7 protein-coding genes are annotated in these 13,669 nt (G+C 45.7%); 6 read left to right on the top strand and 1 reads right to left on the bottom strand.

Annotated elements, in window-relative coordinates; all coding sequences use genetic code 11:
- The first annotated feature begins 165 nt into the window (after window positions 1-165).
- Complete coding sequence (locus ABT56_RS17530; protein WP_047880207.1) at window positions 166-822, top strand: lipocalin family protein; 657 nt, start codon at window positions 166-168, stop codon at window positions 820-822.
- A 78-nt stretch (window positions 823-900) separates the two neighbouring features.
- On the opposite strand, the gene pncB is transcribed toward ABT56_RS17530, so the two are convergent.
- Window positions 901-2,100 carry a nicotinate phosphoribosyltransferase gene (gene pncB, locus ABT56_RS17525; protein WP_047880206.1) on the bottom strand — a complete coding sequence of 400 codons (1,200 nt, stop codon included), beginning with the start codon at window positions 2,098-2,100 and terminating at the stop codon, window positions 901-903.
- 457 nt (window positions 2,101-2,557) lie between these two features.
- Between pncB and pepN the strand changes: the two genes are divergently transcribed.
- The 5 genes from pepN (at window position 2,558) to ABT56_RS17495 (ending at window position 12,930) form a co-directional block, all read left to right on the top strand.
- Window positions 2,558-5,179 (top strand): aminopeptidase N, encoded by a 2,622-nt coding sequence (gene pepN / locus ABT56_RS17515; RefSeq protein WP_047880204.1) that lies wholly within the window; start codon window positions 2,558-2,560, stop codon window positions 5,177-5,179.
- Window positions 5,180-5,312: 133 nt separating this feature from the next.
- A complete protein-coding gene (locus ABT56_RS17510) occupies window positions 5,313-5,534 on the top strand; it encodes a DUF2835 domain-containing protein (protein ID WP_047880203.1) in 222 nt (73 codons plus the stop codon).
- A gap of 496 nt (window positions 5,535-6,030) precedes the next feature.
- On the top strand, window positions 6,031-10,860 hold the full coding sequence (locus ABT56_RS17505; protein WP_047880202.1) for an NAD-glutamate dehydrogenase: 4,830 nt from the start codon (window positions 6,031-6,033) through the stop codon (window positions 10,858-10,860).
- Window positions 10,861-11,109: 249 nt separating this feature from the next.
- On the top strand, window positions 11,110-12,123 hold the full coding sequence (pyrD, locus tag ABT56_RS17500; protein ID WP_047880201.1) for a quinone-dependent dihydroorotate dehydrogenase: 1,014 nt from the start codon (window positions 11,110-11,112) through the stop codon (window positions 12,121-12,123).
- 258 nt (window positions 12,124-12,381) lie between these two features.
- On the top strand, window positions 12,382-12,930 hold the full coding sequence (locus ABT56_RS17495; protein ID WP_047880200.1) for a cell division protein ZapC: 549 nt from the start codon (window positions 12,382-12,384) through the stop codon (window positions 12,928-12,930).
- Window positions 12,931-13,669: the final 739 nt, after the last annotated feature.

The following is a 13,669-nucleotide window of genomic DNA, read 5'->3' as shown; positions in this document are numbered from 1 at the left end:
GTTTTTTTAATTAGAATAAGGGCTTGTTGGTTTTGATAGCTCATGTCTCATTTGCGAGACGAATGTGATCATATCTGTGATATTCATCGAATTTCTCATCACTCCTTGAAAATGAAGGCTAGGGTTAAAGATAGGTAATGAATCTGTCTGGAAGAGGGAGTGCTTATGAATAAGTCGTTACTGGTTGCCATTTTACTGATATTTGCAACATTTAATGCTAAAGCCTCTGATCTAACAGAGTTCGATTATCCCTTGCTGCTTGGTGACTGGTATTGGTTTAGCAATACAGATGAAGGCGTTGAGAGTGAAGGGGCAAGTTATCGTGCGATGAATGTGAAATTCAAATCTGATTACCGTTTTGTTATTCGCTTGCTGCAGGTGGATGGTAGCGTTGATGAGTGGAGTGGCATCTATGATATTGATGAAACAACGGTAACCTTTCGATCTCGTGGCCAGCCGGAACAACAGCATAGCTATATGCTAAGCTACAATCAGTTCTTACTTGATGGTGCACGTTTTACTAAGTTGGCTCCAGAGAATTTACCAGGTAATTGGCGTTCGGCGCAGATTTCAGGGCAAGATGTCGGTGATGCGGTCTCTGAGCTTTCTATCTCTTTACGGCCAGACTTTTTATTCTCAGCTGAAGTTTCAGGTAAAGATGGCAAGAAAAAAGAGCACAGAGGTATTTACTACATCGAGGATGATCGCATTGTTTTGATTTATGAAGACGGTCAGCAAGATAGCCAGTTTAGCCTTGGGAGCGACACCCTAACATTAACCAACAAGCAATTTGGTATGGAAGCTGTTATGCGAAGAGAGTAACAGGGTTAAATGCGGGCCTCTTATCAATAAAAAACCTCCCATTGGGAGGTTTTTTATTGATCCGTTAACAGATGATGTTTAGCTAACAATTTGGAATGCCTGTCGTAATTGGCTTAGGTAGCCTTCGTCACGACAAATACTCTTGCCCGGTTCATCTGAAATTTTGGCAACTGGTCGTCCTTCGCACTCAGTAAGTTTGAGAACGACATTCAGGGTTTTGACCCCTGGAAGATCACAGGTTAGCTGTGTACCGATACCAAAGCTGGTATTAATACGATGAGCAAAATGTTTATAGATGGCCAACGCCTTATTAAGGGTCAGGCTATCAGAAAAGACCAGTGACTTTGTCTTAGGATCAATCCCCAGTTCTTCATAATGTGCTATGGCTTTTTCGCCCCAGGCAATAGGATCACCGCTGTCATGGCGTAGGCCGACAAATCGCTCTGACAGGCGAAGGTCGAAGTCACGCAGGAATGCATCCATGTTGATGCAGTCGGTTAGGGCAATACCTAGGCTGTCTGGATATTCTTGAAGCCAGCGGTTAAGAGCCAGCTGTTGTGAATCAGCAAGTTCGCCAGAAAGCTGTTGGTGCGCTTGGAACCATTCATGAGCTTGCGTTCCCACAGGGGTCAGGTTACGGGTGCGCGCCAGATGGTAGTTCGATGTGCCTTTGAATTCAGGAACATGATTATGAAGGTATTCGACAACACGATGGTGCACGGCCTTGGAGAATCGACGGCGTGTACCGAAATCCACCAGCGAGAAAGCATCAAGGTTAATGCCTTCTGCATCAGCTTTTTGGTAGAAGTCTGCTAACTTTGATTTTAACTGCTCGATGGCGTCATCAGCAGTCAATTCAGGGTAGAAGTGCTTGCAGCGAACTTCACAGATGATGGCAAGTAACGGTACTTCCCATAAAATGATATCTAACCAAGTACCACGAATCGTGATGGCTAGCTGTTCACCGTCGTGGTCAATGTGAACTTGTTTACTGTCTAGTTTGAAAGTTTTAAGAAACTCAAGGTAATCCGCTTTGAAGAAAGATAAGGTCGAGAGATAGGCGATCTCGTCTTCAGTGAAAGACAAACCGGATAGACGATCAATTTGCTCTTGAATCTCTTGGCTGTATGGACGTAGGTCTTCCTTGCTTCTGCAATGGAACTCGGCCACTGCTTCAACAGTCGGATATTGGTGAAAAATTGCTTGCTGCATATGCAATTTATATGCATCAGTATCAAGCAGGGAATCGATAATCCCAATGTGTCCAAAATGATTCATAACGTATGTGGTTGTATTTTCCAATCCGGAGATTTTACCTTATTTTGAGCTTGAGTTGCCTCAAAATGTTTCAGATAGTTGCATTTTTTAGGGACAGTACGATACGCCGAAATGGCACTAACAACAAGCCTAACGGGTGTTTTTTGTAGTTATATAATACTTTGTGTTAATGGGATGTTTTTAAATCGATCTTGCTGTTAGGTTTGATTTAGGTAAACATTACTGTTCGTCATATAAGTATAGACAATAGAATGCGCCATAAGTGGACTTGGAGTTGGCGAAAAGAACTGCATAAGCGTGCAAACTTTCAGCATTCGTAAGTGTGAATGAGAAACATATCGCCAATGATGGGGAATCAGCTTGTTTGATGGCGTCAAACGCAGAATAATGGACATATAACCGCATCTTGAATTTTTCAGCCATTATGATGGCATCGCGGAACATAGAAGGAATTATTATGGCCGACCAAGCTTTTATCCAGCCAACAGCGAAATACCGCTCTGATTACCAGTCTCCGGATTTTACTATTACCGATCTAGATTTAGTGTTTGACCTTTACGATACCGCAACGCGTGTTGTTGCGAATAGTAAGGTAATTCGCCTGAATGAAGCGGCAACCTCTCTGGAACTTGATGGCGATTCACTCACCTTGGTTCGCTTGCAAATCAACGGCAATGACTGGCAGGACTATCTTGAGCAAGACGGAAAATTGCTAATTAACAACCTGCCTGCACAGTTTGACCTGTTGATTGAAACTGAAATCAACCCAGAGGCAAACACCGCACTGGAAGGGCTTTACAAATCGGGTGGGGCATTCTGTACCCAGTGTGAAGCTGAAGGTTTCCGTCGTATTACCTATTATCAGGATCGCCCAGACGTATTGGCACGTTTTACGACCAAGGTTATTGCTGATAAAGCTCAATATCCATTCCTGCTAAGTAATGGTAACCGTATTGATGGCGGTGAGTTGGAAGGTGGCCGCCACTGGGTGCAATGGCAAGACCCATTCCCGAAACCAAGCTACCTATTTGCGCTGGTTGCGGGTGATTTTGATGTATTGCGTGACAGCTACAAGACGGTAAGTGGCCGTGATGTAGCTTTGGAGATTTTTGTCGATAAGGGCAACTTGGATCGTGCCGAGTACGCGATGACATCTCTGATCAATTCTATGAAGTGGGACGAAGAGCGTTTCGGCCTTGAATATGATCTTGATATCTACATGATTGTCGCGGTTGATTTTTTCAATATGGGCGCAATGGAGAACAAAGGACTGAATGTCTTTAACTCTAAGTTCGTATTGGCAAACTCAAAGACAGCGACAGACACTGACTACCAGGGAATCGAAGCGGTAATTGGCCACGAATACTTCCATAACTGGACCGGTAACCGTGTTACTTGTCGAGATTGGTTCCAGCTAAGCCTGAAAGAGGGTTTGACGGTATTCCGTGATCAGGAATTTTCGTCAGATCTTGGCTCTCGCCCGGTAAACCGAATCAACAATGTTCGCATTATGCGCGGCCCTCAGTTTGCTGAGGACCGTGGTCCGATGGCGCATCCTATTCGTCCAGAAAAAGTAATTGAGATGAATAACTTCTATACACTGACTGTGTATGAGAAGGGTAGCGAAGTGATCCGTATGATGCATACCTTGCTGGGTGAGAAAAACTTCCAGGCCGGTATGAAATTGTACTTTGAGCGTCATGATGGCACCGCAGCAACCTGTGATGACTTTGTCGCGGCAATGGAAGATGCCTCGGGTATTAGCCTTGAGACATTCCGTCGCTGGTATAGCCAATCAGGCACGCCAGTTGTGGAAGTCGCGACGCAATACCTCGCCGAACAGAAACGTTACCGTGTCACTGTTAAGCAGCATACACCGGCAACGCCTGATCAGGCTGAGAAACAACCACTTCATATTCCATTCGATATCGAGCTTTACGATTCGAAAGGTGGGGTGATTGCACTGGAAATGGACGGTAAGCCAGTACACAGCGTATTGGATGTGACTGAAGCCGAGCAAGTGTTTGAGTTTGAAAATGTCGGCGAAGCACCCGTTATCTCAATGCTTCGTGAGTTTTCGGCACCTGTTGTACTGAAGTACGACTATACCGATGAAGAGCTGATCTTCTTGATGGTGCATGCCCGCAATGAGTTTGCCCGTTGGGATGCCGGCCAGATTTTGCTGGCTAAATACATTAAGGCGAATGTTGCACGTAGCCAGCAGGGTGAGCAATTCGAATTGCCTGAATCTGTAATCGATGCGTTCCGCGGCGTATTGCTTGATGAGACATTGGATCCAGCCTTTATTGCTGAAATGCTCACTCTGCCAAGCGAAAACGAAGTTGCTGGTTGGTATGACATCGTTGATGTGGATGCGATCAACAAGGTATTGTCCAATGTGACAACCACGTTGTCGAATGCGATGACCGATGAGTTTTCGGCAATGTACCATTCGCTGAATCAGGGCGAGTACAGTATTGATCATGAGGCAATGGCCAAGCGTGCTTTACGCAATACTTGCTTGGCGTACTTAGCTTATACCGAACAGGGTGATGCACTGGTAGCTAAGCAGTATGCTGAGTCTGACAACATGACAGATACTATTGCGGCAATGGCTGCCGCCAACGATGCCCAATTACCATGTCGTGCAGTTCAGATGGCTGACTTCAGTGAAAAGTGGACGCATGATGGCTTGGTTATGGATAAGTGGTTTGTTCTGCAGGGTAAGAACCCAGCAGAAAATGCACTTGCCAATGTACGTGAAACCATGAAGCATACGGCATTTGATTTGAAGAACCCGAACCGAACCCGTAGTTTGGTGGCAAGCTTCTGTGCAAATAACCCAGTTCGTTTCCATGCCAAAGATGGTTCTGGCTACCAGTTCCTGACGGAAATCCTGAAGGCACTGAATACCAGCAATCCGCAGGTGGCATCGCGTTTGATTGAGCCATTCCTCAAATATCGTCAATATGATGAGCAGCGTCAGGCATTAATGCGAACTGAACTTGAGAGCTTGTCGCAGTTGGATAATCTGGCGAAAGATCTGTATGAAAAAGTACAGAAGGCACTGGATCTGTAAGTTGTCTATAGGCTAGAGCTTTAGGTAGACTAGGGGCGCAGTGTGATACTGCGCCTTTTTCTTTATTGGCTAAGGGGTTGCAACGAAAAATACTATCGGGCGATCTCTATATGGATGTTTTGGGATACAAGAGATGAATGCCTATACATTTTCAATTCACGTTACCTACAATGACTACCTGAATTATTACTCCGGTGCGGCGAGTACGGTATTGGTTGTTACTGATAACGGCCTTAAGCTACAGCTGCCGGCATCACGGCTTCGTCCGTATTTGACCCAGCTGGGTATTAAAGGACGTTTCCGCCTGACGGTTAATGCTGACAACAAGTTCCAGCAATTGGAGAAATTAGCGTAGCGCCAAGGTCGGCTTGATCATTCTATTTCCATTCGATCAAGATCGATCGTAATTCTGGATCGTGATCGACAAACAAATCCATTCTCTTGCTACCTTTATTTTATCCTTTGTTTAACATGTTATTTCGTATGACTATCGATGAATGTTAGGGTTTAATTTGTAGAAGGTATTTATTTGTACTGGGTCTTAGATCGTAAAAGCCTATGTTTTTTATGCTTTGTCATTAAAAATAATGGTTTATATGTTTATAGATTCGATTTTTTGATCCGGTATTTTTTGCTGCTATTGGTATATTGGCAGATGTAAAATTCCCACCTTAGTCACATAACAGAGTATTTCCCTTTCAAAATAACAGTCTCCAGTAACTAAAACTAAACAAAATGCATACAATGGCGATGTCGCGCCTACCCAAGATCATTTGAGCATCAGGCAATGTGTGCGGGTAGTGCGTTCCAAACTCTATACTGATTATTAATTATAAAGATGGAGCATTGCTATGACCGCACCTGACCCTATAGTGCCGGTGTTGCTTGAGAAAGTGTATGGCTTGATTCAGGATAAGATTGAAAGCCCTCAGCAGCCTTTAGTCGAAGTGTTTGCTCAGCGATTGTTGGGGCAACTTGCCGAAGATGATCTGCTTCAGCGGAATGAATCTGACTTGTACGGTGCCGTTCTGAGCTTATGGCATCATTTGGTACAAAATGATCCGAAGGATATTTCGGTTCGGGTCTACAATCCCACCCTTAGCCGCTATGGCTGGCAATCGACTCATACAGTGGTTGAAATTATTACACCGGATAGGCCATTTTTGGTTGATTCAGTACGGATGACATTGATTCGTTTGGGAATAACCAGTCATTTGATGCTAAATGGGCCTTATTATTTCCGCCGTGATAGCGAAGGCAATATTCAAGAAGCGTGTGGTAAAGACGGCGATCTCCAGACCCTTTTCCATATTGAAGTCGATCGTCTCAATGACAAGCAGGAGCTGAAGACCCTAAAGCAGGAGCTCGAGCAGGTTTTGCTTGATGTTAATATTGTCGTGAATGATTGGCAGTCGATGCAAGACAAAATGAAAAGCATTGTCGAGCAACTCAAGTCATCCTCTTTGCCCGTTACTACTGATAAACGTGATGAGGCTATCGCTTACCTGGATTGGGTAACACACCATAATTTTACCTTTATGGGGTATCACAATTATGATCTGGTGGCGATTGAAGGGGATTATGAATTAAGACCTTGCCATAACACCGGATTGGGGCTGTTAAGTAAGCCCAATAAAGTGCGATCGCTGCGGCTTTCGTCTTTGCCGGAATCCGCTCGCTTCGAGGCCCGCAAGCCTGAATTGCTCATCTTGACCAAAAGCAATGCCAAGTCGAAGATTCATCGGCCCGCCTATACCGACTATATCGGGATCAAGCGTTTTGATGAGGATGGCAATGTCATCGGCGAGCATCGCTTCACCGGCCTCTACGCATCAACAGCCTACCATCAGTCTACAACTAATATTCCCCTGATTAGCAACAAGGTCGCACGGATCCTCGAGGAGAGCCGCTATCCAGCGGGTTCACACTCTTGGAAGGCATTGAACAACTTGCTGGAGACATACCCGCGTGATGAGCTGATCCAAGCGACAGAAAAAGAGATGCTCGACGTGGGTTGGGGGGTCGTGCGGATGCAGGACCGAGACTTACTGAGGCTTTTTATCCGCCGAGACCCATTCGGCCGATTTTTTTCGTGCATGGTCTATGTGACGAAAGAGCGTTATAACACCGAGCTAAGGCGTAAGACGCAGGAAGTGTTGCGCGATTATTTTGGCTCAACCCAAGATGTTGAGTTCACGACCTTTTTCTCTGAAAGCCCATTGGCGCGTACGCATTATATTGTCCGGGTTGAAAACAATAATTTCGATGTCGATGTTAAAGCAATAGAGCACAATCTCGTTGAAGCGGCATCTTCATGGGAAGATCGGTTGAGTAGTTCTTTAATCGCTAATTTTGGCGAGAGCAACGGAACCTTACTGGCCAAAAATTATGCCCGGGCATTTCCTCGTTCCTATAAGGAGGCAATGCTGCCCGGTTCGGCGGTTGCGGATATCGAGCGGCTGGAGAATCTCAGTGAAACCAACAAGCTCGGAATGCTATTTTATCGCCCGCAGGAAGAGGCTACAGACTCGCGTTTTGTGAAACTCAAATTGTTCCATCGTGAAGAGCCCATCCACTTGTCTGATGTGATGCCTATGCTGGAAAACTTGGGTCTGAGGGTGATTGGTGAATCACCGTACCAAGTCGTTACCGCCAAGGGGACGGTGTATTGGATCCTGGATTTCGCCATGCTCCACAATGCTTGTACCGGTATCGATTTGTCAGAGGCGAGGGATCGCTTCCAAGAGGCCTTCTCGGCGATTTGGCACGGGGAGCTGGAAAATGATGGTTTCAATCGGCTGGTATTGTGTGCGGGGCTAACGGGCAGAGAGATTACGATCTTACGTAGTTACGCACGTTACATGCGTCAAGTGGGCTTTCCGTTTAGCCAGCACTATATTGAAGAAACGCTTTCTGGTCATCATGACTTGGCCCGAGATCTCGTCCGTTTGTTTGCGTTGCGGTTCAGGCCAAAGGGTAAATATAGTGACAAGGCGGCTAATGATCATATCGCCAAGATTAACGGCAAGCTGGATCATGTAGAGAGTCTGGATGATGACAGGATCATTCGCCGTTATATGGATATGATCTTGGCCACTCAGCGTACCAATTATTATCAGGTCGACGAGCAGGGGCACTGTAAGCCTTGGCTGTCATTGAAGCTCCGTCCTTCGGACATCCCGGAGATCCCAGCACCTGTACCGTTCTTTGAGATTTTTGTTTATGCGCCGGATATCGAGGGGGTTCACCTTCGTGGCGGTAAGGTAGCCCGGGGCGGATTGCGCTGGTCGGATCGGCAGGAGGACTTCCGTACTGAGATCCTCGGTTTGGTTAAGGCCCAGCAGGTTAAGAACACCGTGATTGTCCCCGTTGGCGCCAAAGGCGGGTTTGTCTGCAAGAAGCAGCCACAGTTGATCACCCGGGAGGAGATTTGGGCGGAAGGGCAGCGTTGTTACAAACGCTTTATCCGAGCTCTGTTGGATGTGACGGACAATATTATTGACGGCGAGCTTGTGCCACCAGCCAATGTAGTGCGCCATGATGAGGATGATCCATATTTGGTTGTGGCCGCTGACAAGGGTACGGCAACATTCTCGGATCTGGCTAACTCTGTCTCTGAGGATTATCGCTTCTGGCTGGGGGATGCATTTGCATCGGGCGGCTCTAATGGCTACGACCACAAGAAAATGGGGATCACTGCCAAAGGTGGCTGGGAATCTGTAAAGCGGCATTTCCGCGAACTGGGTATTGATTGCCAGAATACGGATTTTACCTGTGCGGGTATTGGTGACATGGCCGGTGATGTGTTTGGTAACGGAATGCTTCTGTCTAAGCATATACAGTTGGTGGCGGCGTTTAACCACATGCATATCTTCCTCGATCCCAATCCTGATGCCGCGTCGAGTTGGCAAGAGCGGGAACGCCTGTTTAACCAGCCTCGTTCAAGCTGGGAAGATTATGATCCGGCATTAATCTCGGAAGGTGGTGGCGTGTTCTCTCGTCGTAGCAAATCGATAAAGCTATCGTCACAGGTTCAGAAGTTATTGGGGACACGTAAACAGGTTATGCCGCCCAATGAGCTGATCCGGCTGATATTACAAATGGATGTTGATTTATTGTGGAACGGCGGGATTGGCACCTATGTAAAGGCATCGGCAGAAAGCCATAGCGAGGTTGGTGATCGGGCTAATGATGCTTTGCGGATCAATGGCTGCGAGCTTAGGGCGAAAATTGTTGGTGAAGGGGGGAATCTGGGTCTGACCCAGCTAGGTCGAGTTGAATATGCCAAGCATGGCGGCCGGGTTAATACCGATTTTATTGATAACGTGGGGGGCGTTGATTGCTCGGATAACGAGGTTAATATCAAAATTTTGCTAAACAGCCTTGTTGTCGCTGGGGATCTTACCTACAAGCAGCGTAATGAGTTGCTGGAGCGCATGGAAGATGAGGTCGGTGAGATTGTATTGGATGATGCTTACTTCCAGAGCGAATCCATATCGGTGACTCAGCAGCAGCAGGTTTTGCTGCTCAAAGAGCAGATCCGCTTTATCCACCATCTGGAAAAAGAAGGTAAGTTGGATCGGGTATTAGAATACTTGCCTGATGACGATACCCTCGCGGAGCGAGAAAAATCGGGGATGGGCCTGACCAGACCAGAGCTAGCTGTGCTGGTGGCTTATGGAAAAATGGTTTTGAAGGAGCAACTGGTTACCGACGAGGTAGCAAGTGATCCGTATCATGCCCGTTTGTTACCGGCCTATTTCCCTAAAGAGCTCAGGCAGAAGTATCAGCTGCAAATGGAGCAGCATCCACTGCGTAGGGAGTTAATTGCAACCTCGCTGGCCAATCAAATGTCTAATGAAATGGGCTGCAACTTCGTAACGCGGCTTCAGGAAGAGACAGGGGCAACAGTGGCAGAGATATCTTCTGCTTATTCTGTTGGGCGTGCGTTGTTTAACTTTGAGTTGTATTTTGAACAAGTAAGAGCGCTAGACAACATTATCCCGGCAAACGTGCAGTACGAGGTGTTGTATCGCTGCCGTAGAATGTTGCGCCGGGCGACTCGATGGATATTGCGAAATCGTGATCGTTCGTTGGGAATCGAGCAGCAGATCGCTTTTTATCAACCGGTCATTAATCGGTTAAGGGAGAATTTAGAGCGTTACCTTGTCACTGAAGAGGTGCAAGAGCATAACGAGCAGGCACAGTTGATGCTTGATCAGGGCATCCCCGACCAACTGGCGCATAACATTGCGCGTTTGAGCAGTTTGTACTCGGCAATGGACATAGCACAGATTGCCAGTCAGCTAGATAAGGACATTGACTTTATTGCGCATGTTTATTTTGTGATTGGGGCTGACTTGTCATTGCATTGGTTCTTGAAGCAGGTTCATAACCAGCCGGTTGAGAACCACTGGCAAGCGTTGGCCAGAGCTTCGTTCCGGGAGGATCTTGATTGGCAGCAGCGGCAGCTAACATTGGCGGTGATCACGAGTGGTGTGAATGGGGATAATGTCGAAGCTTTGATTGAAAACTGGCTGGAAGTCCATCGTCCGGCTATACAGCGTTGGAATACCGTATTGGCAGAATTCAAAGTAGGAACGACGCATGAGTTTGCTAAGTTTTCGGTGGCGTTGCGTGAGCTGATGTTGCTTAATTTGAATTGCCGACCAGCAGGCTAAACTTAACCCCGTAGTCTGGATGTAGCCAATTATAGGTGAAGGCCACATGGCAATGTCATGTGGCCTTTTGTTGAAATGGGGGAGTTAGGTTAAACGTTTGCTTTTTTAATGTGAAACAAGACAGTAATTTTGATATTTGATAACTATATAACGAAAATTCGCGTTGAATGCAGAAAATAAACGTTGAACTAAGAGGGTAAAGTAGGAATAATGTCCTCCCGTTTATACGGGGCTTTTATAGGAGGTACAATGATTTACCGCCTCGCACGATCTGCAATTTTTAAGCTGGACGCTGAAAAAGCACATGATCTTGCTATTCAGAATTTTTCTCGCTTCACCGGCACTCCTCTCGATCTCTTCTATCGTCAACACGTTCCTGATCGCCCAGTTGAAGTAATGGGCATTACCTTCAAAAATCCAGTTGGTTTGGCTGCAGGCCTTGATAAAAACGGCGAATGTATTGAAGCATTTGGTGCTATGGGCTTTGGTTTTGTGGAAGTGGGGACGGTAACGCCTCGTCCACAGGCGGGTAATGATAAGCCTCGTTTGTTCCGCGTTATTCCTGCGGAAGGGATTATTAACCGTTTCGGCTTTAATAACCTAGGTGTTGATAATCTGATTGAAAATGTCAAGAAAGCCAAATATGACGGCGTTATTGGGATTAATATCGGTAAAAACAAAGATACACCATTGGAAAAAGGCGCGGAAGATTACCTGATCTGCATGGAGAAGGTGTATGAGCACGCGGGGTATATCGCGGTAAACATCTCGTCACCGAATACGCCTGGGTTGCGTACACTGCAATACGGCGAGATGCTGGATGAGTTACTGGCCCAGCTAAAAGAAAAGCAAAGCGAACTAGCGGAAAAGCATGGTAAATATGTCCCGCTGGCGCTCAAGATCGCACCAGATCTTGAGGATCATGAAATTCGCCAGATTGCAGACTCATTGATCAAGAGTAAGATTGATGGGGTGATTGCAACCAATACGACACTGGATCGTACTTTGGTTCAGGGAATGCCGCATTGTGATGAGATGGGGGGCTTGAGTGGCCGTCCGCTACAAAATCGCAGTACAGAGGTCATTCGCTTGCTTGCTGAAGCTCTGGATGGTGCGTTGCCAATTATCGGGGTAGGTGGCATTGATTCGGCCATTGCCGCTCGTGAGAAGATCCAGGCAGGGGCTAGCCTCGTTCAGGTTTACTCCGGTTTTATCTACCACGGGCCTAAATTGGTGAAAGATATTGTGATGGGCTTAGAGTAAATACTCAGATTCACGTGACCTTGTCACTTAAATTGGTAGAATAAAGATGTGCTTGTGATTTAATCACAAGCACTTTTTTTTATTAAATGCTTATGACAAAAGAGATTTTTAGTGTAAATTGTCAAACTTTCATAAAGTTGCATTCGTTTTCACGAATATTTTTCCTCTTTTTATTTGAGTTGAGCAAAGTAAAATTCTCCTAGAGTTGTTTCAAGTGTTGGACAATTTGATGTTACGGAGAAGGTTTGGAGCGATAACATGTTGAAACCTAACAATTCATGGATGTGGTATTACGACCAGAAAGTTGACGCTTTGATGCTAGATCTTGGCGATGAAATGGTTTTCCGTGTTTCAATTCCGACCAAGCATCTTATCCCGTGTGCGTTCGCGAAAAGCGTATTCACGGTTGATGATGCAACTACTTATCAAACCTACCTTGAAGGCATCAACCAGTTAGATCTTTCTCCTCCGAGAAAGGCCGAATTGGCCCTGACTGCTGTTGCCGCAAGCCGTTTCCATAAACCAATGATGCCTAAGAGCTGGTTCTTTGAGTCGAGCAACGCAAATTGTGTCCCTCAAACCGGGGATGTTGTGACCCTAACAACCAAAGATGGGAAGGGTAACTTCTTGATTATTGAGAATAGCGGTTGTGCTAGTTTGTGTATGCTGGCCTCGGTTGAGGGCTTGACCCTTACAACAAGCAAGGAAATGGCGTTTTGTGAGCTGATTAAGGTGATGAATGACCGTATGTCTGAATACGAAGTTTATATCGAACAGCCCGTGGTTAGCTTTGCGCTGGTGGGGTAGTGATTTCCCCGTTGGAGTAAAGAGTCGCTATCCATTTGCATCTTATACATTGAGAAGCTAGGCTTCTTTTTTTTGTTTTCTTAATCTTTCCTCTCGGTCATCTTCTTTCTTTTCCTATCTCATATCTTCTTTGTCGTTAGTCAATTGTATCTATGCGGCCTGTTTCCATCATGATAGTCATGCCGTTAATGACGCCATATCGTTATGCAGACACGTCCGTATTTCGCTATCTTGATTGATACCTTATACCATTCTCTCTGCTTGCCGGATATATTCGTGACGCTGTCACAACAAGACCATACTAATACCTTCTTCTGGACAACCTTACGATATGTAAATCGATGTGCTTTATGAAGACATAGTCTGCGGGTCGTTCTCTCTTATGCGAGGAGGGGTTGGTCATCGTTAGATGTCAATTATTTGGCAATTTGGTGCCTATATCTTAGCCACTATTAGGATATTCAACCTCTTTCCTTACACAAAATAACCGTGCCTAAAGTGATCTTGCTCGTATTTTTTTATTATTGTTGAATAATTTTTTTGTCTTAATTTTAGAGATTAGGACAAAAAAACACCCATATTTTACCCACAAAAAGACAACACCAATTACCTCGTTTCCTCATTTAGTTGTGATCTGTAATTTATTTTCATTATGGATTTTTTATCCACTGGTGTGCCAATCCTCAATCTTTCCCAAAAGGAAATTAATGGTGATTGGTAGGATAACAATGGCATAGGA

It is taken from the genome of Photobacterium aquae, from assembly GCF_001029445.1.
GTDB lineage: Bacteria > Pseudomonadota > Gammaproteobacteria > Enterobacterales > Vibrionaceae > Photobacterium > Photobacterium aquae.
The sequence above is the reverse complement of the archived record's forward strand: the minus strand, read 5'-3'. Positions and strand labels throughout refer to the sequence as shown.